Below are 22985 nucleotides of genomic sequence, written 5' to 3' on the forward strand. Positions count from 1 at the left end.
TGCGCGCATCCGTGCAATAATCAGGTACGGACCCGTTCATGTCCTGCATCTCGCACCACCTCGGTGGTGGCGTCATCTCGGTGGCGCACGAGCAGCGGACTTGACATGGGTCCTAGCAATGTCCGAAAACAACCCCGACCCACCTCCGGCAGGTCACCCCGCAGCAGCATCGCGGAGCGCGCGACCGGTCGTCGTGGGGACGAAAGGTGTTCGCATGGCCACCCCCTCCACCCCGTCCGCCACCCTGGACGCGGCTTCCGCGACCGGCACGGCCGACGACGCCGCGACGGGTGAGGCGAAGGCACCCGCGAAGCGCGCCCCCGCCCGCAAGACCGCGGCCGCGAAGGCACCCGCTACCAAGACCGCGACGGCGGCGAAGGCCCCCACCAAGGCCGCCGCCGCGAAGGCGGCGGCAGCTGAGGCAGCAGCAGCCGAGACCGACTCCGCCGCCGCTCCCGCGGCTCCCGCCAAGGCGCCCACCGCGCGGGCCAAGGCCGCCGCCGCGAAGAAGGCCGCGGCCGCGTCGGGTGAGGCCGCACCGGCGAAGGCCCCGCGCAAGACCGCAGCGAAGAAGACGGCGGCCCAGGGCTCCGGAGAGGCGTCCGACGACGATGCCGACGAGGTCGTGGTCCCCGTCGCCGAGGACGACGCGGACGACGAGGCCGTCGAGGACGGCGCCGCCAAGCCGCCCGTCGTGCTCGAGCCGCTCCCGACAGGCGCCATGGTGCTGTCGAACAAGGAGGAGGACGAGGACGTCCCCGTCTACTCGACGACCATCACCGGTGCCACGGCGGATCCCGTCAAGGACTACCTCAAGCAGATCGGCAAGGTCGCGCTGCTCAACGCCGCCGAGGAGGTCGAGCTCGCCATGCGCATCGAGGCGGGCCTCTTCGCGGAGGACAAGCTGGCGAACACGCCCGGCATCTCCCGCGAGCTCGAGCGCGAGCTGCGCTGGGTCGCACGAGACGGCCAGCGCGCGAAGAGCCACCTGCTGGGCGCGAACCTGCGCCTCGTGGTGAGCCTCGCGAAGCGCTACACCGGTCGTGGCATGCAGTTCCTGGACCTCATCCAGGAGGGCAACCTGGGCCTCATCCGCGCGGTCGAGAAGTTCGACTACACCAAGGGCTTCAAGTTCTCCACGTACGCCACGTGGTGGATCCGCCAGGCCATCACGCGCGCCATGGCCGACCAGGCGCGCACCATCCGCATCCCGGTGCACATGGTCGAGGTCATCAACAAGCTCGCCCGCGTCCAGCGCCAGATGCTGCAGGACCTGGGCCGCGAGCCCACGCCCGAGGAGCTGTCGCGCGAGCTCGACATGACGCCCGAGAAGGTCATCGAGGTCCAGAAGTACGGCCGCGAGCCCATCTCGCTGCACACGCCCCTCGGCGAGGACGGCGACAGCGAGTTCGGCGACCTCATCGAGGACACCGAGGCTGTCGTCCCCGCGGACGCCGTGGGCTTCACCATGCTGCAGAAGCAGCTGGAGTCGCTGCTCGACTCGCTCTCGGAGCGCGAGGCCGGCGTGATCCGCATGCGCTTCGGCCTCGGCGACGGCATGCCGAAGACCCTCGACCAGATCGGCGACACGTTCGGCGTCACGCGCGAGCGGATCCGCCAGATCGAGTCGAAGACCATGGCCAAGCTCCGCCACCCGTCGCGCTCGCAGTCGCTGCGCGACTACCTCGAGTAGGCCGTGCCGCTGCGCCTCGCCGTCGCCGGGGGACGGGCCGCCCGCTGGGCCGCCCGTCTCCGTGGCGGCGGTTCCGCCGTGCCCGGCGTCGTCGCCCTCCGCCTCGAGCCCCGCTTCCTGGAGCGGACGATCGCCGACCTGCCGCACGGCGTGGTCGCCGTGACCGGCTCGAACGGCAAGTCGACGACCACCCACATGCTCACCGCCGTGCTCCGCGCGCATGGTCTCCGCGTCTTCACGAACCCGTCCGGCGGGAACCTGCCGCAGGGCATCGCCTCCGCCGTGCTCGCGGACGCCGACGCCTCGGGGCGCCTGGACGCCGACGTCGCGGTCCTCGAGATCGACGAGGCCTACGGCGTCGCGCTCTCCGCGCTGCTCACGCCGCGCACGGTGCTGCTGCTCAACATCCAGATCGACCAGCTCAACCGGTTCCACGAGCCGGACCGCGTGGTGGGCATGCTCGAGCGGATCGCCGCCACGGCGACCGAGGCCGTGGTCGCCAACCGGGACGACGCGCACGTCAACGCCATCGCCGCGCACACCGGGCGCGCCGGCCGGGCCGACGTCGACTGGTTCGGCGTCTCCGAGGAGCTCCTGGTCGACAGCAAGCACGGCCTGGCGTCCGCCCCGCGGTTCGGATCCGAGGATCCCGACCCGGTGCACGTGGCGGCCGGCGTCGAGGCCGTGGCGCTGTCGGGTCGCGATGCGATCTTCCGCCTGCCGTCCGGGGACCTCCCCGTGACTCTCCCGTCGCGCGGCCTGCACTACGCCGTCGACGCTGCGGGCGCGCTGGCCACCGCCCGCCGGGTCCTCGGCGACCGCTTCGACCCCGCTCGCGCAGCCGAGGGCCTGGGGTCCGTGGCCGCGGTGTACGGGCGCGGGGAGATGCTGCGCGCGGGCGACGAGGACATCGAGATCATCATGATGAAGAACCCGGCGAGCCTGCAGATGAACCTCGACGCGCTCGGCGACCCGCCCGAGCAGGTGCTGCTCGCCGTCGACGACGGCACCCCCGACCCCTCCTGGATCTACGACACCGACCTCTCCGCGCTCACGCACGCCGACGTCGTCTCCGGCACGAAGGGCTACCAGCTCGCCGTGCGCTTCGGGTACGAGGGCCTCGAGGTCGGCCGCGTCGAGCCCGACCTGCGCCGCGCCGTCCAGGCGTTCCTCGCGATGGAGAAGCCGTCCCGCGGCGTCAAGACCATGATCGTCAACTACGAGCAGATGATGGCGATCCGCCGCATCCTCGGGTACACGGACCTCGAGGGAGGACCCGCGTGAGCGACGCCCTGCGCATCCTGCACCTCTACCCCGAGGAGCTCGGCATCAACGGCGACCGCGGCAACGTCACCGTGCTCGTCGAGCGCGCGCGCATCCGCGGGATCGTCACCGAGGTCGTCCGGCACGCCCCCGGTGGCGGGGACCCGGGCGATGCCGACCTGGTGGTCGTGGGGTCCGGACCGCTCACGGCCCAGCGCGCCGTGCTGCCCGACCTCGTCGCGCACGCCCCGCACCTCGTCGCGCTGCAGGAGGCCGGTGTCCCGCTCCTCGCGGTGGGCGGCGGCCTGCAGCTCCTGGGGGAGTCCGTGCGGCTCATCGACGGCGGCGAGCTCGTCGGCGCCGGCGTCCTGCCGGTGCGCACCACGCTGACGGCCGAGCGACGCGTGGGCGACCTCGTGCTCGACACGCCGGACGGAGAGGTCGTCGGCTACGAGAACCACGGATCCACGCTCGACATCGGCGAGCACGCTCCGCTCGGCACGGTGCGCGCGGGCTTCGGCAACGGCGGCCAGGGCGGCGGGGAGGGCGTGCGCGTCGGCTCGTCCCTCGGCACCCATCTCGGCGGGCCCGTCCTCGCGCTCAACCCGCGCCTCGCGGACGAGCTGCTGTCCGCAGCCCTCGCGCGGCATGGCCGCGAGCTGCCCGCCGACATCTCGGGGACGCTCGACCGGCTGGACGCCTGGGCGCGCGAAGCGCGGTCCACCGTGATGGCCCGGCCGGCGCACTACTGACTTGTCGCGGCTGTGGACCGGCCGCATCCGCACATGACGAAGGGCGCATCCCCACGGGGATGCGCCCTCCGTCGTCCGCCGATGTGATCGGCGCTGGTCGTCCTAGGCGCGCTCGTCGAGCAGGCGGCTCGACTCGTCGTGCCAGCTCGTGGCGATGGCCGACAGCTTCTCCTGGTACTTCTTGCCGTGGTGGGCGCAGAAGAGGAGCTCGCTGCTGTTCACCTCGACGCGGATGTACGCCTGGGCTCCGCAGCTGTCGCAGCGGTCGTTGGCGGTGAGCTGGTGGTTGTCGAGCTCGTCCACGGGACGCTCGGTCGCGGTCGGTGTCATGTGATGCTCCCCTCCGGGTCGGGTCTGGTCGAGCCGAATGGATCAAGTAGACCACGAGCTCCCGGCAGTCGACCCGACCGCGGGCGCCTGTTTCGCTCTGCGCGTAGGGCGCGGTGCGGGGGACGGCGATTCGGAGGGGGAGGCGGCGGGCGGCGGTTAAGATCGATGCGGCTCGCGTCCGGCGAATGCCGGACGTACATGGAGGACAGCACGTGGCAGCATCCAATTATTCCGCCCGCCATCTCTCCGTCCTCGAGGGCCTCGAGGCGGTGCGCAAGCGGCCCGGCATGTACATCGGATCCACCGACTCGCGCGGCCTCATGCACTGCCTCTGGGAGATCATCGACAACAGCGTCGACGAGGCGCTCGGCGGCCACGGCGACCGCATCGACGTACGGCTCCACCCCGACGGCAGCGTCGAGGTGCGCGACACCGCACGGGGCGTGCCGGTCGACATCGAGCCGAAGACCGGGCTCTCCGGCGTCGAGGTCGTCTTCACCAAGCTGCACGCGGGCGGCAAGTTCGGATCCGGCTCCTACGCGTCATCGGGCGGACTGCACGGCGTGGGCGCTTCCGTCGTGAACGCGCTGTCGGAGCGCCTCGACGTCGAGGTGGATCGCGGCGGCAAGACGCACGCCATGTCGTTCCGGCGCGGCGAGCCGGGCATCTTCGAGGACGAGGGGGAGGCGAGCCCCGACGCTCCGTTCCGCCCGTTCACGTCCGGCAGCGAGCTGCGGGTCGTGGGCAAGGTGCGCAAGGGCGTCACCGGTACGCGGATCCGCTACTGGGCCGACCGGCAGATCTTCACCCGCGGAGCGTCCTTCCTCACCGAGGAGCTCCTCGGCCGCGCGCGCCAGACCGCCTTCCTCGTGCCCGGGCTCAGCATCGACATCGAGGACCTCCGCGGCGAGCAGCCCGTGCGCGAGTCCTTCCGCTTCGACGGGGGCATCGCCGAGTTCGTGGACCACCTCGCGGTCGACGCGCCGCTGACGGACACGTGGCGGCTCGAGGGATCCGGCACGTTCACCGAGACCGTGCCCGTCCTCACCGCCGGCGGCGCCATGGTCCCGACGGAGCTCACGCGCGAGTGCGCCGTCGACATCGCGCTCCGCTGGGGCACGGGCTACGACACCCGGTTCAAGTCGTTCGTCAACATCATCGCGACGCCCAAGGGCGGCACCCACCAGGCGGGCTTCGAGGCGGGCCTCCTCAAGTTCGTGCGCGCGCAGGTCGAGGCCAACGCGCGGAAGCTCAAGGTCGGCACCGACAAGCTCGAGAAGGACGACGTGCTCGCCGGTCTCACCGCCGTGCTCACGGTCCGCTTCCCCGAGCCGCAGTTCGAGGGCCAGACGAAGGAGGTGCTGGGCACGCCGGCCGTGCGCGCCATCGTGTCGCAGGTCGTGCAGAAGGCCATGGCCGAGCGGTTCGCGTCGACCCGGCGCGAGGACAAGGCGCAGACCGCCGTGCTCCTCGAGAAGGTCGTCGGCGAGATGAAGTCGCGCATCTCGGCCCGCACGCACAAGGAGACGCAGCGGCGGAAGAACGCCCTCGAGAGCTCGTCGCTGCCTGCGAAGCTCGTCGACTGCCGGTCGAACGACGTCGCCAACAGCGAGCTGTTCATCGTGGAGGGCGACTCCGCCCTCGGGACGGCGAAGCTCGCGCGCGACAGCGAGTACCAGGCGCTGCTGCCCATCCGCGGCAAGATCCTCAACGTCCAGAAGGCGTCGCTGCCCGACATGCTCTCCAACACCGAGTGCGCCTCGATCATCCAGGTGCTGGGTGCGGGATCCGGGCGCACGTTCGACCTGTCGGCGGCGCGCTACGGGAAGATCATCATCATGAGCGACGCCGACGTCGACGGCGCCCACATCCGCACGCTGCTGCTCACGCTCTTCTTCCGCTACATGCGGCCGATGATCGACGAGGGCCGCGTGTTCGCCGCCGTGCCGCCGCTGCACCGCGTCGTGGTGATGAACCCGGGCTCGAAGCCCAACGACGTGATCTACACGTACTCGGAGCGCGAGCTCGCGGCCGTGCTCGCCCAGGCGAAGCGGCAGGGCAAGCGCTACCAGGACCCCATCCAGCGATACAAGGGCCTGGGCGAGATGGACGCCGACCAGCTCGCGACCACCACGATGGACCGCCGCAACCGCACGCTGCGGCGCGTGCGCGTCGACGACGCCGAGGCCGCCACGCGCATGTTCGAGCTGCTCATGGGCAACGACGTCGCGCCCCGCAAGGAGTTCATCATCGACGGCGCCGGATCCGTACGGGACCGGATCGACGTGTGATCCACCGGCTGCGAGCCGGATGCGCGGACGGCCGCGGACCCCACGGGTCCGCGGCCGTCCGCGTGCGTGGCACCGATGCGCCTACGTCTCGAGCGGAGCCGAGCCGTCCTCGGCGGACGGCTCGACGATGCCCGCGGCGGCGCCGGACGCGGCGTCCGGCGCATCGGCCGGGGTGACCGCCTGGCCGACGCTCCCGATGGCCTTCTCGAGCGGGATGCCCGATCCGTCGCGCTTCATGCCCGTGGGCGGCAGCTGCCTGACCTCGCCGGCCGACCCGACCGCGAGGGCGGGCCCGGGGCCGACCCAGGCGAGGGCGAGGTGGTCCTCGCCCTTGAGGTAGGCGTGCGCGCGCACCCCTCCCGTGGCACGGCCCTTGCGCGGGAAGTCGCCGAACGCGGACACCTTGGCGCGCCCGGGATCCACGCCCGCGATGGTGGCGGACGACGCCGAGATCGTGACGACCTCGGCGCCCTCGGGCGCGACGGAGGAGAAGAACAGCACGCGCGCGCCGGCGCCGAGGTTGACGCCGGCGACGCCGCCCGCCTGGATCCCCTGGGGTCGCACGGACACCGCGGGGAAGTGCAGCAGCTGCGCCTCGCTGGTGACGAAGACGAGCTCGTCCGTCTCCGCGCCCTGCCGCGCGCCGACGACCTCGTCGCCCTTCTTCAGCGCGATGACCTCGAACTCGGGCTTCGCGGGCAGGGCCGACGGGGCGATGCGCTTGACGACGCCCTGGCGCGTGCCGAGCGCGATGGCCTCGTCCGTGCCGAGCGCCACGAGCGCGACGACGCGCTCCTTCCTGTCGGCGAGACCCAGGTAGTCGCGGATCCGGACGCCGGCGCCCAGCTGCACGCTCGCGACCGGGACGACGGGGAGGTCGACGGGCGTCATCGTGATGAGCCGGCCGGTGTTCGTGATCGCGCCGATGCGCGTGCGGCTCGTGGTCTCGATGGCCGTGAGGACGGCGTCGTGGGAACTGCGGCGGACCGTCTGCAGGGGCGTGCCCGGCGCGTCCGTCGGCAGGTCGACGCGCACGGCGCGACCCGTCGTCGACAGGAGCACCCGGCAGGGCACGTCCGCGATCTCGAGCACGGGCGCGGCCCGGCGGCTCGACGCCCCGGCGACGCTCGGCGCGGCCTCGGTGAGCAGGGTGCGGCGCGGCGTGCCGAAGCGGTCGGCGACCTCCTGCAGCTCGGTCGAGACGAGGGCCCGGAGCCGGCGGGGATCGGCGAGGATCGCCTCGAGCTCGGCGATCTCGGCCTGCAGCCTGTCCCGCTCCTCCTCGAGCTCGATGCGGCTGAACCGCGTGAGCCGGCGGAGGCGGAGCTCCAGGATGTAGTCGGCCTGCAGCGTCGAGAGGTCGAAGACGTCCATGAGGCGGGCGCGCGCCTGCTCGGTATCGTCGCTGCCGCGGATGACCTGGATCACCTCGTCGATGTCGAGGATCGCGATCAACAGCCCGAGCACGAGGTGCAGCCGCTCCTGCCGGCGGGCGAGCCGGTAGCGCGTGCGGCGCGTGACCACCTCGAGCCGGTGCGCCACGTAGACCTGCAGCAGCTCCTTCAGCCCGAGCGTCTGCGGGCTGCCGTCGACGAGCGCGACGTTGTTGACGCTGAAGCCGTCCTCGAGCGGCGTGTATCGGTACAGCTGCTCGAGCACCGCCTCGGGGTTGAAGCCCGTCTTGATCTCGATCACGAGCCGCAGCCCGTGCGTCCGGTCCGTGAGGTCGGTGACGTTCGTGATGCCCGAGAGCTTCTTGTTCTGGACGCCGTCCTTGATCTTCTCGATGACCTTCTCGGGGCCGACGAGGTACGGCAGCTCGGTGACGACGAGCCCCGACTTCCGCGGCGTGAGGCTCTCGACGGAGACGCGCGCGCGGGTCTTGAAGCTGCCGCGGCCGGTGAGGTACGCGTCCTTGACGCCCGACAGGCCGATGATCGTGCCGCCCGTGGGGAGATCCGGACCCGGGACGAACGACATGAGGTCGTCGAGCGAGGCGTCCGGGTGGTCGATGAGGTGACGTGCGGCGCCCACGACCTCGATGAGGTTGTGCGGCACCATGTTCGTCGCCATGCCGACCGCGATGCCGCTCGCGCCGTTGACGAGCAGGTTCGGGAAGGCCGCGGGGAGCACGGCCGGCTGCATGAACGCGTTGTCGTAGTTCGGTACGAAGTCGACGACGTCCTCGTCGAGGCCCTCGACCATCGCGAGCGCGGACGCGGCGAGCCGGGCCTCCGTGTAGCGGGGGGCTGCCGGACCGTCGTCGAGCGATCCGAAGTTGCCGTGCCCGTCGATGAGCGGCACCCGCAGCGTGAACGACTGCGCCATGCGCACCATCGCGTCGTAGATGGCGGAGTCGCCGTGGGGGTGGAGCTTGCCCATCACCTCGCCCGTGACGCGGGCCGACTTCACGTGGCCGCGGTCGGGGCGGAGGCCCATCTCGCTCATCTGGTACAGGATGCGGCGCTGCACGGGCTTGAGGCCGTCGCGCGCGTCGGGCAGGGCCCGGGAGTAGATGACCGAGTACGCGTACTCGAGGAACGAGTTCTCCATCTCGGTGGAGACGTCGACGTCCTCGATCCGCTCGGCGGGCTCGTCGGGCGTGGTGTTCGTGGTGGAGGGACTCATGGACTCTCTGGGTCGGGATCGGCGCTGCGTCGATCGGCGTCGTGACGCGGATGCGCGCCGGGCTGCTGTGGCAGACTGGGCCGGATGGCCCCCATGCTACCGGCGCCCGGATCCAGCCGGATGAGCCTCACCGCGGTCATGCCCGGCTGCCTCGCCGCCCTCGCGGGGGAGGAGTCCGAAGCCGGCCTCCCTGCCGTCGACCGGGCCGTGGTCGTCCTCGTCGACGGGCTCGGCTCCGCGGCACTCCGAGCCCGGGCCGGGCACGCCCGGCACCTGGTGCAGGGCTGGCGGAAGAAGGACGTCGTCGACGTGGGGTTCCCGACCACGACCGCCGCCAGCATCACCTCGCTCACCACCGGCGTCCGCGCGGGCGAGCACGGTCTCGTCGGGTACAGCGCGCTCGATCCCGCGCACGACCGTGTCCTCAAGCTGCTGTCCGGATGGGACACCCGGAGCGTGCCCGAGGAGTGGCAGCCCGTCCCGACCGCGTTCGAGCGCGCGGTCTCCGTGGGCATCCCCGCCTTCGTGGTCGCATCCGCCCGCTACGCCGGGTCGGGCTTCTCGCGCGCGGCGCTGCGCGGGGCGACCTACGTCGCGGCCGAGTCGATCGCGGACCGCTTCGCGACCACGCGAGCGCTCATGGACAGGGAGCCGCGCGCGCTCGTCTACCTCTACGTGCCCGAGCTCGACCAGGCCGCCCACTCGCACGGCTGGGAGTCGGACCGCTGGCTCCGCCTCCTCGAGGAGCTCGACCAGGCGGCGGGTCCGTTCCTCGACCGCCTCGGCTCCCGGGAGGGCGCGCTCATCACGGCCGACCACGGCATCGTCGACGTGCCCGCAGGATCCCAGGTGCTGTTCGACCGGGTGCCGGAGCTGGTCGCGGGCGTGCGGCACGTCGCGGGGGAGCCGCGCTGCCTGCACCTGCACCTCGAGCCGGGCACGGACGCCGACGCCCTCGCCGACGCGTGGCGCGCGTCGGAGGGGACGCGCGCCCATGTCGCGACGCGCTCGGAGGCGATGGCCGCCGACTGGTACGGGCCGGTCCGGGACGACGTGGCGGCGCGCATCGGCGACGTGGTCGTCGCGACGCGCTCGCTCATCGCGTACTACGACGGCCGACCGCGGGACCAGGGCGCCCGTCGCATGATCGGACAGCACGGGTCCTTCTCCGACGAGGAGCGGCTGGTGCCCCTCATCCGCGCCGGAGCCTTCGCCCGCGGCTGACCCACCCGATGACCGCGGGCCGCCTCCGGGGCGACCCGTCGGACGACGGGCGGGATCAGGCCAGGTGGTCGTCGTCGCTGCGCGCGCCGAACACGATCTCGTCCCAGCTCGGCATCGCCGTCCGCCCGCGTCGGCCGGACGGCTTCCCGGATCCGCGGGCCTCGCCGGTGCCGGGCGCGCGCAGGCCCTCGTCCTCGTCCTCGTCGCGCGGGCGGTCGCGGCCCGTGTCGACGCGGCCGATGCCGGGGATCACCGCGGACCGCAGCGGCGGCACGGAGCGCTGGCCGCCGCGCGGGCGGGACAGCGGCTCCTCGCGCCGGGCGACGGGAGCGGGAGCGTCCTCGACCTGATCGTCGCCCTCGTCCACGCGCGGCACGGACTCGCGCTCGCCCCGGCGGCGGCGGAGGGCCTCGAGGAGGTCGGCGGTCTCGTTCAGCTCGACCTGCGCGACGCGCGCAGGCTGCTGGCTGCCGGCGGGGTGGTTGCCCTGCCGCCCGAGGTGCGAGACGGACGCCCCCTCATCGCGGCGCGGCGCCTCCCACGGCTGGGGAGCGGTGTCCTGCGTGCTGGACGCGGTCGGCTCGGGCAGGCGGAACGCCCCGCTGTCGAAGCGGGTGACGCCGGCCTCCTCGTGCGTGTCCGCGGCCTCGGGCGGCAGCGCCCGGAGCCGGGGGATGAGGGCACCGCGGATCTCGCCCTGCTGCGAGAGCGTGATCGCCTCGTTGTTGGCGGGGGAGAGCGCGTGCTTCTTGGCGTCGTAGGACCAGCGCGCGTCGTGCTCGATCTCCTCGCTCGTGAAGGCGACCTTCACGACCCAACCGCCGAGCTGCTCCTTCCAGCTGCTCCAGCGCACCTCCTGCGCGCCGAGCGACTCGAGGCGCTCCTCGATGACCTGCCCGAACAGCGTCCCCTGGCCCATCGGATCGACCTCGATGGCGGTGTGCACGGGCACCTTCATCGCGCTGCGCACGACGTGCTCGCGCTCGGCGACGACGGGCCCCTCGAACTTGCGCACGTACTCCACGGACGCGCCGGTCTCCCGTGCGACGTCCTCGGCGCTCATGCCCTGGCGGATGAAGGACTGGATGATGCGCGGCGCGGCCTTGCGCGTCGCACCGCCGTCGGCGGACTGCCGGCGCAGCGCGGAGCGGAAGGAGTCGTCCATCACGAGACGGTGCCGTTCACCGCCTGCGGCCTCGACGACGAGGGCGCCGTCCTCGACTCCGACGATTTTCAGATCCTGCATGGGTTCCACGCCTCTCGCGCTCACTGGACGATTCACGATCGCACGACTCGGCCCCTCTTCCGGGGAATACGCGTGGCGCGCCGCGACTTGGGTCCGACGAGAGCGCCGGAAGGCGAGATCGCGGGCCCCGAGCGCAGGTCGTTCGTGCGCGAACGGTGTACCGTGTGAGTCCGCATCCGCGGCCCGGGGACGGGCCGGCTCCCCGCATCCAAACCGCCGATCAGGAGCCCCGACAGGGGCCTCAGGACGGTTTGCTATCCGGATGCGATTCATGCAAACTATGCCCGCCGATTCCGTTCGGCGGTTATTCGAGAAGTGGACAGGAATGGCAACTGATTACGACGCCCCGCGCAAGACGGAGGACGACTCCGACTCGATCGAGGCTCTGAAGGAGCGCGTCCCGGACCGCATGTCCGGGGTCGTGGACGTCGACGATGCCGACAACCCCGGGAGCTTCGACCTCGCCGGAGCCGACCTCTCCGACCTCGAGCTCGAGACGGTGGTGCTCCCGCCCCAGGCGGACGAGTTCACCTGCGTGAGCTGCTTCCTCGTGAAGCACCGCTCGCAGATCGACCACCAGGAGAAGCTCGGGCCCATCTGCCAGGAGTGCGCCGCCTAGGGCGACGCCGGGCGAGAGCCCCTACAGGCCCCGCGCCTGACCGGACGTCATGATCGCCGCGATCCCCGGATCGCGGCGATCAGTCGTTCCGGGGTGCGCGTGGACAGCAGCCAGTAGGGGGCCGGGTCCGCCGCGTCCAGGAGCGGCACCTTGACCACCGGATCCACCCACCCGCGGATGACGAGGTACGCCCGCGCGTGGAGGCGCGTGCCGCGCTCGGCCGTCGCCTGAGCGCCCCGGAACCCCTCGGGCTCGCCGAGCTGGACGACGTCGATGGACGCGCGGCCGGCCCGCAGCCGCCCGTCCACCACCTCGATGACCGGGCTGGTGAGCACGAGCGTGGCGACGACGCCCGCGTACAGCACGATCGCGACGATCACCCCGGCGATGACGCTGATGGGGAGGAACACGAGCAGGCTCGCGGGGATGACCAGGGCGGTGGCGACGAAGAGCCAGGGAGCCGGCCACAGCCGCTCGCTGTAGGGGGATGCGGGCATGCGCCTATTCGATCAGATTCCTGCACTAGCCTCGGACCGTGCCCGATCCCGTCGACGTCCTCATCGCGGGCGACGCCCCGATCCCGGCCTACGCGCATCCCGGTGACGCCGGTGCCGACCTCACGGCCGCGGAGGCCGTCCGCCTCGAACCGGGCCGGCGCGCCACCGTCGGCACGGGCGTCTCGATCGCCCTCCCGGACGGGTACGCCGCGTTCGTGCTGCCCCGGAGCGGCCTGGCCGCGCGCCACGGCATCACGATCGTGAACGCGCCCGGCACCGTCGACGCCGGATACCGCGGGGAGATCCGCGTCACCCTCCTCAACACCGACGCCGACGCCGCGTACGATGTCGCGGTCGGCGACCGCATCGCGCAGGTCGTCGTCATGCCGGTCAGCCGGGTGCGCTTCGTGCCCGTCGAGAAGCTGCCCGGGAGCCACCGCGGCGCGGGGGGCTTCGGCTCCACGGGGACCGGCGCCCTCCCCGCCCGAGACCCAGGAGACCGAACATGACCGACGTGAACGCGAACCAGCCGGACGACGCCGCCCTCGCGGACGACGCCGAGCACGCCCTGGACGCCAAGTCCGCGCCCGACGACCGGGCCGACGAAGGGCCTCTCGACGAGACCGAGGCCAACCCCGTCCGTCCCTACGTCGACCTCGGCGGGATCAAGATCCTGCCGCGCGAGGGCCTCCACCTCCGCCTCGAGGTCGCCGAGGGCACGCAGCAGGTCGTCGCCATCGGCCTCGACTTCGCCGAGTCCAGCCTCCAGGTGCAGCCGTTCGCGGCGCCGCGCTCGAGCGGCCTGTGGCACGAGATCCGCACGACGATCGGGGAGCAGATCCAGCGGCAGGGCGGCACCACGCGCCTCGCCGACGGCCCGTTCGGCCCCGAGCTCCACGCCGTCATCCCCGTCGTGCAGCAGCCGGGCCAGCCCGCGGCCAGCACCCGGGACGCGCGCTTCATCGGGGTCGACGGCCCGCGCTGGTTCCTGCGCGGCGTCATCACCGGCCGCGCCGTGACGGATCCCGAGGCCGCTGCCGCCGTCGAAGACCTGTTCCGCAGCGTCGTCGTCGTGCGCGGATCCTCGCCCATGCCGCCGCGCGACCTCATCCCGCTCAAGATGCCGGCCGCCCAGGTCGGCACCACCCCGGGCGCGGCTCCGGCCGGCGAGAGCCCGGCACCCGCGCTGGGCTCCTGACCGTGTCGGGCGAGGGTCCGCTCGAGCGGGATCCCCAGCGCCCGGCGTCGGGGGACGACGCGTCCGTGACCGACGACGCCCCGGCCGCATCCGCGTCCGCGCCTGGTGAGGCGATCGGCGCGAGCATGGCCCAGGCCGCGGAGCGCGCGGGCCTCGGGCAGGCGGCGCGCGGCGAGACGATGACGGCCTCGGCCCTGCTCACCGCGATGGGCGGCGTCCGCGGCGTCCTCGAGGCGATCGTCCCCGGGCTCCTCTTCCTCGTGGCATTCACGATCACGCGCGACGTCGTGCTCTCCGTCGCGGTGCCGGTCGCCGTCGCGGTCGTGGCCGTCGTGGCCCGCCTCGTGCAGCGGTCGCCCGTCGCGCCCGCCGTGGGCGGCCTCGTCGGCATCGTCATCTCCGCGTTCCTGGCGCTCCGCTCGGGGGAGGGCCGCGACTTCTACGCGCTCGGGCTCTGGACCAACGGCGCCTACTTCGCCGTGCTCCTGGTCTCCGTCGTGGTCGGCTGGCCGCTCGTCGGGGTGGCCGTCGGCTTCCTCATGGGCGACGGCACGGCCTGGCGGCAGGACCGCAGGAAGGCCAGGGCGCTCCGCCTGCTCACCCTCGTGTGGGTCGGCTTCTTCGCGCTCCGCCTCGCGGTGCAGCTCCCGCTCTACCTCGCCGACGCGATCGACGCGCTCGGCGTCGCGCGCCTCGTGATGGGCACGCCCCTGTACGGCGTGCTCCTCGTCCTGTCGTGGCTCTTCGTGCGCGCCGTGTACGCGAAGGACCCGACGGCACCGGTCGCCGGCTGAACCGTCGCCCCTCCTCGCCGTCGCCCGCGACGCGCGCGATCCCGCGCGCCGCGGCGTCCCGGACGGCGTCGCGATGCTAGATTCATCTCGACGTCGAGATACATCGGCGCCGTCCCGCCTCGCGTCGGCGCGCCCGATCAGGGTCGCCTTACTGGACCCGGCCGCGGCGGGCGACCAAGATCGGATGACGGGCGGAATCGACTTCCGCGCCCATCCAGCGAGGGAAGAGGGCCACGTGTCTGCAATCAACAGCTTCGGCGCGAAGGACACACTCCGCGTCGGGGACACCGACTACGAGATCTACCGCATCGACACCGTGGCGGGCCACGAGCGTCTCCCGTTCAGCCTCAAGGTGCTGCTCGAGAACCTCCTCCGCACCGAGGACGGCAAGAACGTCACCGGCAGCCAGATCAGCGCCCTCGGCGACTGGGCGCCGGACTCCGAGCCCGACACCGAGATCCAGTTCACGCCCGCGCGCGTCGTGATGCAGGACTTCACCGGCGTCCCCTGCATCGTCGACCTCGCCACCATGCGGGAGGCGGTCGGCGAGCTGGGCGGCGACCCGACGAAGATCAACCCGCTGGCGCCCGCCGAGCTCGTGATCGACCACTCGGTCATCGCCGACCTCTTCGGCTCCGAGGACGCGCTCGAGCGCAACGTCGACATCGAGTACGAGCGCAACGGCGAGCGGTACCAGTTCCTCCGCTGGGGCCAGACGGCGTTCGAGGACTTCAAGGTCGTCCCGCCCGGCACCGGCATCGTCCACCAGGTCAACATCGAGCACCTCGCCCGCGTCACCATGACGCGCGAGGTGGGCGGCGTCCTCCAGGCCTACCCCGACACCTGCGTCGGCACCGACTCGCACACCACCATGGTCAACGGCCTGGGCGTGCTGGGCTGGGGCGTCGGCGGCATCGAGGCGGAGGCGGCCATGCTCGGCCAGCCCGTGTCGATGCTCATCCCCAAGGTCGTCGGCTTCAAGCTCTCCGGCGAGATCCCCACGGGCGTCACCGCCACAGACGTGGTGCTCACGATCACGCAGATGCTGCGCAAGCACGGCGTCGTCGGCAAGTTCGTCGAGTTCTACGGCACCGGCGTCGGCGCCGTCCCGCTCGCCAACCGCGCCACCATCGGCAACATGAGCCCCGAGTTCGGCTCCACCGCCGCCGTCTTCCCCATCGACGACGTCACCCTCGAGTACCTGCGCCTCACCGGCCGCAGCGAGGAGCAGGTCGCGCTCGTGGAGGCGTATGCCAAGGAGCAGGGGCTCTGGCACGACGCGGACGTCGAGCCGGCGTTCAGCGAGTACCTCGAGCTCGACCTCTCCACGGTCGTCCCGTCCATCGCCGGCCCGAAGCGCCCGCAGGACCGCATCGAGCTGACCGACGCGAAGTCGCAGTTCGAGCGCGACCTCAACGACTACGCGCAGGTCGACCACGACATCGTCGACCTCACGACGGCCATGAGCTTCCCCGCGTCCGACCCGGGCGAGCTGCAGCCGGAGGACGAGCACTCGTCGCACGAGCACCACCACGCGTCGCAGAGCCCCTCCTCGGTCTCGAAGCCCACGCACGTCACCCTCGAGGACGGCAGCGACTTCACGCTGGACCACGGCGCGGTCGCCATCGCGGCCATCACCTCGTGCACCAACACGTCGAACCCGTCGGTCATGCTCGCGGCCGGCCTGCTGGCCCGCAACGCCAGCAAGAAGGGCCTCAAGGCCAAGCCGTGGGTGAAGACCACGCTGGCGCCCGGATCCAAGGTCGTCACGGACTACTACGAGAAGTCCGGCCTCACCACGTACCTCGAGGACCTCGGCTTCTACACGGTCGGGTACGGCTGCACCACCTGCATCGGCAACTCGGGCCCGCTGATCGACGAGATCTCCACCGCGGTGCAGGACAACGACCTCGCCGTCACCGCCGTCCTCTCGGGCAACCGGAACTTCGAGGGCCGCATCAACCCCGACGTGAAGATGAACTACCTCGCGAGCCCGCCGCTGGTGATCGCGTACGCGCTGGCCGGGTCGATGAACTTCGACTTCGACTCCGACGCGCTCGGCACCGACACCGAGGGCAACGACGTGTTCCTCAAGGACATCTGGCCGGACGCGGACGAGGTCCAGTCGACGATCGACAGCTCCATCGACACGGGCATGTTCACGCACCAGTACGCCGGCGTCTTCGACGGCGACGAGCGCTGGCGCTCGCTCCCCACCCCCACGGGCGCGACGTTCGAGTGGGACGCGGAGTCCACGTACGTGCGGAAGCCCCCGTACTTCGAGGGCCTCACCATGGAGATCACGCCGGTCTCGGACATCGCGGGGGCCCGCGTCCTCGCGAAGCTGGGCGACTCGGTCACGACCGACCACATCAGCCCGGCCGGCTCGATCAAGGCGGACAGCCCCGCGGGCCGCTACCTCGACGAGCACGGCGTCGGCCGAAAGGACTACAACTCCTACGGATCGCGCCGCGGCAACCACGAGGTCATGATCCGCGGCACGTTCGCGAACATCCGCCTCCGCAACCAGCTGCTCGACGGCGTCGAGGGCGGCTACACGCGCGACTTCACGCAGGAGGGCGGCCCGCAGTCGTTCATCTACGACGCGTCGGAGAACTACCAGGCGGCGGGCACCCCGCTCGTGATCCTCGGCGGCAAGGAGTACGGCTCCGGCTCGTCGCGCGACTGGGCGGCCAAGGGCACGAGCCTGCTGGGCGTCAAGGCCGTCATCACCGAGAGCTTCGAGCGGATCCACCGCTCCAACCTCATCGGCATGGGCGTCGTCCCGCTGCAGTTCCCGGCCGGCGAGACCTGGGCGTCGCTCGGGCTCGACGGCACCGAGGAGATCAGCATCACCGGGCTCGAGGAGCTGAACTCGGGCACGACGCCGCGCACGGTCCACGTCGTCGCGGCACCCACGGCCGACTCGCCCGCGGGCAAGGGGACGGTCGAGTTCGACGCGGTCGTCCGCATCGACACCCCCGGCGAGGCGGACTACTACCGCAACGGCGGCATCCTGCAGTACGTGCTGCGCAGCCTGGTCGCGTAACGGCGACCTGAGGAGGCCGGGCGGCGACGCCCGGCCTCCTTCGTGCATGCAGGGCCCTGCGTACACTCGAAGAGGCGGGTGCCTGCACATGGCGCCCGATGGAAGGCGGTCAGCATGGGAATCCTCGAGACGATCACGGGACCCCGGGACCTCGACCGGCTGAGCCGGGAGCAGATGCTCGAGCTCGCCACCGAGATCCGGCAGTTCCTCGTCGCCGAGGTCTCCAAGACGGGCGGCCACCTCGGGCCGAACCTCGGCGTCGTCGAGACGACGCTCGCCATCCACCGGGTCTTCGACTCGCCGAAGGACCCCATCGTCTTCGACACCGGCCACCAGTCCTACGTGCACAAGCTGCTCACGGGACGGCAGGACTTCTCCCGGCTCCGCGAGTCGGGCGGCCTCGCCGGCTACCCGCAGCGCGCGGAGTCGGAGCACGACATCGTCGAGAGCTCGCACGCGTCGAGCTCGCTGAGCTGGGCGGACGGCATCTCGCGCGCGTTCGAGATCACCGGCCAGACCGACCGGCACGTGGTCGCGGTCGTGGGCGACGGTGCCCTCACGGGCGGCATGACGTGGGAGGCGCTCAACAACATCTCCGACGACAACACGCGGAAGCTCATCATCGTCGTCAACGACAATGGCCGCTCCTACGCGCCGACCATCGGCGGCATGGCGCGCTTCCTCAACACCGTGCGCACGCGCCGCACCTACCGGGGCCTCTACGAGACGAGCCAGCGCGTGTTCGGCGTCTTCGGTGCGCCGGGCGACAGCCTCTACCGCGGCCTCCGCGGCGGGCTGCACGGGTTCCTCACGCGCGTCACCGACAACGAGGCGCTGTACTCCAACCTCGACATCAAGTACCTCGGGCCCATCGACGGGCACGACCAGCAGGCGATGGAGGAGGCGCTCGAGCAGGCCCGCGACTACGGTGCGCCCGTCATCGTGCACGCGATCACGGAGAAGGGCCGCGGCTACGCGCCCGCGCGCCGGGACGTCGCCGACCAGTTCCACGCCGTCGGGCAGATCGACCCGGAGACGGGGGAGCCGATCGACCCGTCGCAGGCCGTCAGCTGGACGAGCGTCTTCGCGGACGAGATCCTGGCCCTCGCCGACGAGGACCCGCGCATCGTCGGCATCACCGCGGCGATGCTGCGTCCGGTGGGCCTGCACAGGTTCGCCGCGAAGCACCCGGATCGCGTGCACGACGTGGGCATCGCCGAGCAGCACGCCGTGACGAGCGCCGCGGGCCTCGCCTACGGCGGCCTCCACCCGGTCGTCGCCCTCTACGCGACCTTCGTCAACCGCGCCTTCGACCAGGTGCTCATGGACGTCGCGCTGCACCGTGCCGGCGTGACATTCGTGCTCGATCGCGCGGGCGTCACCGGTCCCGACGGGCCGAGCCATCACGGCATGTGGGACCTGGCGCTGCTGCAGATCGTGCCCCACATCCGCCTCAGCGCCCCGCGCGACGCCACGCGTCTCCGCGAGGAGCTGGGCGAGGCGGTCAAGGTCGATGACGGGCCCACGGTCGTGCGCTTCTCCAAGGGCAACGTCGGGGACGAGATAGAGGCGCTGCGCCGTCTCGACGACGGGGTCGACGTGCTGCACGAGTCGGCGTCGCAGGACGTGCTCATCGTCACCGTGGGTCCGATGGCGGCCATGGGCATCGAGGTCGCCGAGCGCCTCGCCGCGCAGGGCATCGGCGCGACCGTCGTGGATCCCCGCTGGGTCGTGCCCGTGCCGCGCAGCGTCGTCGAGCTCGGCGGCAGCCACCGCCTCGTCGTGACGATCGAGGACGGCGTGGTGGTCGGCGGCATCGGCACTCGGATCCGCCAGGACCTCCGCGAGGCGGGCATCGACACCGGCGTGACCGAGCTGGGCCTGCCGGACGAGTTCCTCGACCACGGCACGCGCTCGGAGATCCTCGAGCGCGTCGGGCTCACCCCGCAGCACATCGCGCGCGACGTCGTCGCCCAGGTGCTCGGGAGCCGGGTGCCGTCGGCCCGGCCGCTGCCCGAGGACGTCGACCGCGTCGCCATGCGCGCGGAGGACGACGAGCAGGCCTGAGCGCCCGTCGCGCATGAGGAGGGCCCGGCCGATGCGGCCGGGCCCTCCTCATGCGCGGACGGTGCTACTCCACGCCGCGGATCGGCGGGTGGTGGAACGTGTCGCCGAAGGCGCGATCGCTCGCCCCGACGCGATCGAGGTACGGCGTCAGGCCGCCCATCTGGAACGGGTAGCCGGCGCCGAGGATGAGGCACAGGTCGATGTCCTCGGCCGCGTGCACCACGTCGTCCTCGAGCATGCGGTGCACCTCGTCCGCGAGGCCCGTCTCGACGCGCTCGCGGATCTCGTCGCCGGTCATCGGATCGGTGCCGCCCTTCACGATGCGGACGGCCTCCTTGTCGAATCCCGTGGGGCGGCCCTTGGCGTCGCGGGAGTAGATCCGCCCGAGCTCGGCGAGCCGGTGCAGGTTGGGGCTCTCGAAGAAGCGGTCGGGGAACGCGGCGTGGTGCGTGTCGAGCACGTGCGCACCCACCTTGAGTCCCACGAGCTCGAGCAGCTCGAACGGCGTCATCGGCAGGCCGAACGGGGCGAGCGAGCGGTCGACGACCTCGAAGGGCGTGCCCGTGTCCACCGCGTGCATGGCCTCGCCCAGCACCTTGGCCAGGATCCGGTTCACCACGAAGCCGGGCGTGTCCCGCGTGATGACGGCGTTCTTCTTCAGCGTCTTCGCGACCTGCATCGCCGTCGCGAGCGTCTCGTCCGTCGTCTGCGGCGTGCGCACGACCTCGATGAGCGGCATCACGGCCACGGGGTTGAAGAAGTGGAACCCGACGAGGCGCTCCGGGTTCGCGAGCCGCTCCCCGATGCGCTCGACGGACAGGCTCGACGTGTTGGTCGCCAGGATGGCCGTCGCGGAGACGTGCTGCTCGATCTCGGCGAACACCTGCTGCTTCACGCTCAGCTCCTCGAACACGGCCTCGATGACCCAGTCCGCGTCGGCGAAGTCGGCCTTGTCGGTCGTGCCCGTGACGAGCGCCGTCAGCCGGTTGGCCTCGTCGGGGGAGATGCGCCCCTTCTCGGCGAGCTTCCGGATCTCGCCATGGATGCCGGCGACCCCCGCGTCGACGCGTGTCTGGTCGAGGTCCGTGATGACCACGGGCACCTGGAGCCTGCGCACGAACAGCAGGGCGAACTGCGACGCCATGAGGCCGGCGCCGACGACCCCGACCTTGGTGACCTTGCGGGCGAGCGCCTTGTCGGGCGCTCCCGCTGGCCGCTTCGCGCGCTTCTGCACCAGGTCGAACGCGTAGATGCTGGCGCGGAACTGGTCGCCCGAGATGAGGTCCGCGAGGGCCTCGTCCTCGGCGGCGAAGCCCTCCTCGCGCGTCGTGTTCCTGGCCGCCTTCAGCAGGTCGAGCGCGCGGTACGGCGACTGGGCGACCGTGCCGATCCGCTGCTCGAGCGACTTCCGCGCGATGCCGATGGCGATGTCCCACTTGGCGATGCGCTCGAGGCGGCCCGGAGCGTTGGGGCGCTTCACCTCGACCGCGCCGGAGATGACGCCGTCGGCCCAGCGGATCGACTGCTCGAGGAACGACGCGGACGGGAACGACGCGTCGGCGATGCCGAGCTCCATCACGTCGGCCGCCTTGATCGTGCGGTTGTTCTTGAGCGGGTTCTCGATGATCACCTTGAGCGCGTTCTCGATGCCGATGAGGTTCGGCAGCAGCCACGCCCCGCCCCAGCCGGGGATGATGCCGAGGAAGACCTCGGGCAGCGCCACGGCGGGCACGGACTCGTCGACCGTGCGGTAGTCGGAGTTCAGGCCGATCTCGAGCCCGCCGCCGAGCGCGAGCCCGTTGATGAAGGTGAACGACGGCACGCCGAGGCGGTGCAGGCGGCCCAGGGTGTCGTGCCCGAGCTGCGCCATCTGGCGGCCGACCTCGCGGCTGGGGATCTCGCCGACCTTGCTGAGGTCCGCGCCGGCGGCGAGGATGAACGGCTTGCCGGTGATCGCGACGCCGCGGATCTCCCCGGCGGCCGCCCGGGCGGCGAGGCCGTCGAGCGCGTCCGCGAGCTCCAGGAGGGTGGCCGGCCCGAGGGTGGAGGGCCGCGTGTGGTCGCGGCCGTTGTCGAGCGTGACGAGCGCGAGCACGCCGCCGGAGGGCAGCGGCACGTCGCGGACGAGCGAGTGCGTGACGACCTCGTCGGGATCGAGCGCCACGAGCTCCCGGAAGCGGCTGGTGTCGGTCACTTGGTCCTCTTCCTCTTGCCGGTGAAGTGCGGGTTCTCCCAGATGACGCTGCCGCCCTGGCCGAGGCCGACGCACATCGCCGTGAGGCCGTAGCGGACCTCGGGGTGCTGCTCGAACTGGCGCGCGAGCTGGTTCATCAGCCGCACGCCGCTGGACGCGAGCGGATGGCCGACGGCGATGGCGCCGCCGTACTCGTTGACGCGCGGGTCGTCGTCGTCGATGCCGAAGTGGTCGAGGAGGCTGAGCACCTGGATGGCGAACGCCTCGTTGAGCTCGAAGAGCCCGATGTCGTCGATCGAGAGGCCGGCCTTGCGGAGCGCCTTCTCCGTGCTCGGCACGGGGCCGATGCCCATGATCTCGGGCTCGACGCCTGCGAACGCGAAGGACACCAGGGTCATCTTCGGCGCGAGGCCGAGCTCCTTCACGGCATCGCCGCTCGCGAGCAGGGCGGCCGTGGCGCCGTCGTTGAGGCCCGACGAGTTGCCGGCCGTGACGCGGCCGTGCGGGCGGAACGGGGTGCGGAGCCCGGCGAGTCCCTCCAGCGTCGTCTCGGGGCGCATGGCCTCGTCGCGCGTCGCCAGCCCCCAGCCGCTCTCGGAGCGGGTCGCGACGGGCACGAGGTCCGGCTGGATCTCGCCGTTCGCGTACGCGAGGGCGGTCTTCTGCTGGCTCGCGAGCGCGTAGCGGTCGGCGCGTTCGCGGGTGAGCGCGGGGAACCGGTCGTGGATCCGCTCGGCCGTGTTGCCCATGTTGAGGGCGTCCTGGCTCACGAGGCGCTCGGCGAGGAAGCGCGGGTTCGGGTCCGCGTCGAAGCCCATGGGGTGGCGGCCCATGTGCTCGACGCCGCCCGCGATCGCGAGGTCGTAGGCGCCGAACGCGATGCCGCCCGCGGTGGCGGTGACGCTCGTCATGGCGCCGGCGCACATCCGGTCGATGGCGTAGCCGGGCACCGAGCGCGGGAGGCCGGCCAGGAGCGCGGCCGTGCGGCCCAGGGTCAGGCCCTGGTCGCCCGTCTGGGTCGTGGCCGCGATGGCGACCTCGTCGATCCGGTCCTTCGGCACCTGCGGGTTCCGCTCGAGCAACCCGATCATGGCCTTGACCACCAGGTCGTCGGCGCGGGTCCGCCAGTACATGCCCTTC

The 22985-nt window shown here is 72.0% G+C and carries 17 protein-coding genes; 11 read left to right on the forward strand and 6 right to left on the reverse strand.

Annotated elements, in window-relative coordinates:
- Positions 1–214 precede the first annotated feature (214 nt).
- The 3 genes from K0V08_RS04005 to K0V08_RS04015 are packed head-to-tail and all read left to right on the forward strand — an operon-like array spanning position 215 to position 3708.
- Positions 215–1693 carry an RNA polymerase sigma factor gene (locus K0V08_RS04005; protein WP_079533175.1) on the forward strand — a complete coding sequence of 493 codons (1479 nt, stop codon included), beginning with the start codon at positions 215–217 and terminating at the stop codon, positions 1691–1693.
- A gap of 3 nt (positions 1694–1696) precedes the next feature.
- Complete coding sequence (locus tag K0V08_RS04010) at positions 1697–2977, forward strand: Mur ligase family protein (RefSeq protein WP_079533178.1); 1281 nt, start codon at positions 1697–1699, stop codon at positions 2975–2977.
- Positions 2974–3708, forward strand: coding sequence for a type 1 glutamine amidotransferase (locus K0V08_RS04015; RefSeq protein WP_079533181.1), 735 nt, complete (start codon positions 2974–2976; stop codon positions 3706–3708). The genes K0V08_RS04010 and K0V08_RS04015 overlap by 4 nt, the downstream gene beginning before the upstream one ends.
- Positions 3709–3810: 102 nt before the next feature.
- On the opposite strand, the gene K0V08_RS04020 is transcribed toward K0V08_RS04015, so the two are convergent.
- Complete coding sequence (locus tag K0V08_RS04020) at positions 3811–4038, reverse strand: DUF7455 domain-containing protein (protein ID WP_012038337.1); 228 nt, start codon at positions 4036–4038, stop codon at positions 3811–3813.
- Between the two features lie 212 nt (positions 4039–4250).
- Here K0V08_RS04020 and K0V08_RS04025 point away from each other — a divergent pair, with 212 nt between their 5' ends.
- On the forward strand, positions 4251–6329 hold the full coding sequence (locus K0V08_RS04025) for a DNA gyrase/topoisomerase IV subunit B (protein ID WP_012038338.1): 2079 nt from the start codon (positions 4251–4253) through the stop codon (positions 6327–6329).
- 81 nt (positions 6330–6410) lie between these two features.
- Here K0V08_RS04025 and K0V08_RS04030 read toward each other — a convergent pair whose 3' ends face one another.
- Positions 6411–8957 (reverse strand): DNA gyrase/topoisomerase IV subunit A, encoded by a 2547-nt coding sequence (locus K0V08_RS04030; RefSeq protein WP_012038339.1) that lies wholly within the window; start codon positions 8955–8957, stop codon positions 6411–6413.
- Positions 8958–9041: 84 nt separating this feature from the next.
- On the opposite strand from K0V08_RS04030, the gene K0V08_RS04035 reads away from it, so the two are divergent.
- Positions 9042–10181, forward strand: coding sequence for an alkaline phosphatase family protein (locus tag K0V08_RS04035; protein ID WP_079533184.1), 1140 nt, complete (start codon positions 9042–9044; stop codon positions 10179–10181).
- A gap of 55 nt (positions 10182–10236) precedes the next feature.
- Here K0V08_RS04035 and sepH read toward each other — a convergent pair whose 3' ends face one another.
- Positions 10237–11427, reverse strand: a complete 1191-nt coding sequence (gene sepH / locus K0V08_RS04040; protein WP_079533186.1) for a septation protein SepH — start codon at positions 11425–11427, stop codon at positions 10237–10239.
- A gap of 325 nt (positions 11428–11752) precedes the next feature.
- Here sepH and K0V08_RS04045 point away from each other — a divergent pair, with 325 nt between their 5' ends.
- A complete protein-coding gene (locus tag K0V08_RS04045; RefSeq protein ID WP_012038342.1) occupies positions 11753–12046 on the forward strand; it encodes a DUF4193 domain-containing protein in 294 nt (97 codons plus the stop codon).
- A 47-nt stretch (positions 12047–12093) separates the two neighbouring features.
- Here K0V08_RS04045 and K0V08_RS04050 read toward each other — a convergent pair whose 3' ends face one another.
- Positions 12094–12543, reverse strand: coding sequence for a DUF3093 domain-containing protein (locus K0V08_RS04050; protein ID WP_012038343.1), 450 nt, complete (start codon positions 12541–12543; stop codon positions 12094–12096).
- Positions 12544–12581: 38 nt separating this feature from the next.
- Here K0V08_RS04050 and dut point away from each other — a divergent pair, with 38 nt between their 5' ends.
- From dut to dxs, 5 genes are all read left to right on the forward strand, one after another.
- Positions 12582–13052 (forward strand): dUTP diphosphatase, encoded by a 471-nt coding sequence (gene dut / locus K0V08_RS04055; protein ID WP_079533189.1) that lies wholly within the window; start codon positions 12582–12584, stop codon positions 13050–13052.
- On the forward strand, positions 13049–13741 hold the full coding sequence (locus K0V08_RS04060) for a DUF3710 domain-containing protein (protein ID WP_012038345.1): 693 nt from the start codon (positions 13049–13051) through the stop codon (positions 13739–13741). The genes dut and K0V08_RS04060 overlap by 4 nt, the downstream gene beginning before the upstream one ends.
- A gap of 65 nt (positions 13742–13806) precedes the next feature.
- The gene (locus K0V08_RS04065; RefSeq protein ID WP_227266372.1) at positions 13807–14535 is read left to right on the forward strand and encodes a DUF3159 domain-containing protein; all 729 of its coding nucleotides are present in this window, start codon (positions 13807–13809) and stop codon (positions 14533–14535) included.
- 235 nt (positions 14536–14770) lie between these two features.
- Complete coding sequence (acnA, locus tag K0V08_RS04070; protein WP_079533192.1) at positions 14771–17584, forward strand: aconitate hydratase AcnA; 2814 nt, start codon at positions 14771–14773, stop codon at positions 17582–17584.
- Positions 17585–17698: 114 nt separating this feature from the next.
- A complete protein-coding gene (dxs, locus tag K0V08_RS04075; RefSeq protein WP_079533195.1) occupies positions 17699–19651 on the forward strand; it encodes a 1-deoxy-D-xylulose-5-phosphate synthase in 1953 nt (650 codons plus the stop codon).
- Between the two features lie 64 nt (positions 19652–19715).
- Here dxs and K0V08_RS04080 read toward each other — a convergent pair whose 3' ends face one another.
- Positions 19716–21845, reverse strand: coding sequence for a 3-hydroxyacyl-CoA dehydrogenase NAD-binding domain-containing protein (locus tag K0V08_RS04080; protein WP_079533198.1), 2130 nt, complete (start codon positions 21843–21845; stop codon positions 19716–19718).
- Positions 21842–22978 carry a thiolase family protein gene (locus K0V08_RS04085; protein WP_228510690.1) on the reverse strand — a complete coding sequence of 379 codons (1137 nt, stop codon included), beginning with the start codon at positions 22976–22978 and terminating at the stop codon, positions 21842–21844. The genes K0V08_RS04080 and K0V08_RS04085 overlap by 4 nt, the downstream gene beginning before the upstream one ends.
- Between the last annotated feature and the right edge of the window lie 7 nt (positions 22979–22985).

Origin of the sequence: Clavibacter michiganensis (genome assembly GCF_021216655.1) — a bacterium.
Taxonomy (GTDB): domain Bacteria; phylum Actinomycetota; class Actinomycetes; order Actinomycetales; family Microbacteriaceae; genus Clavibacter; species Clavibacter michiganensis.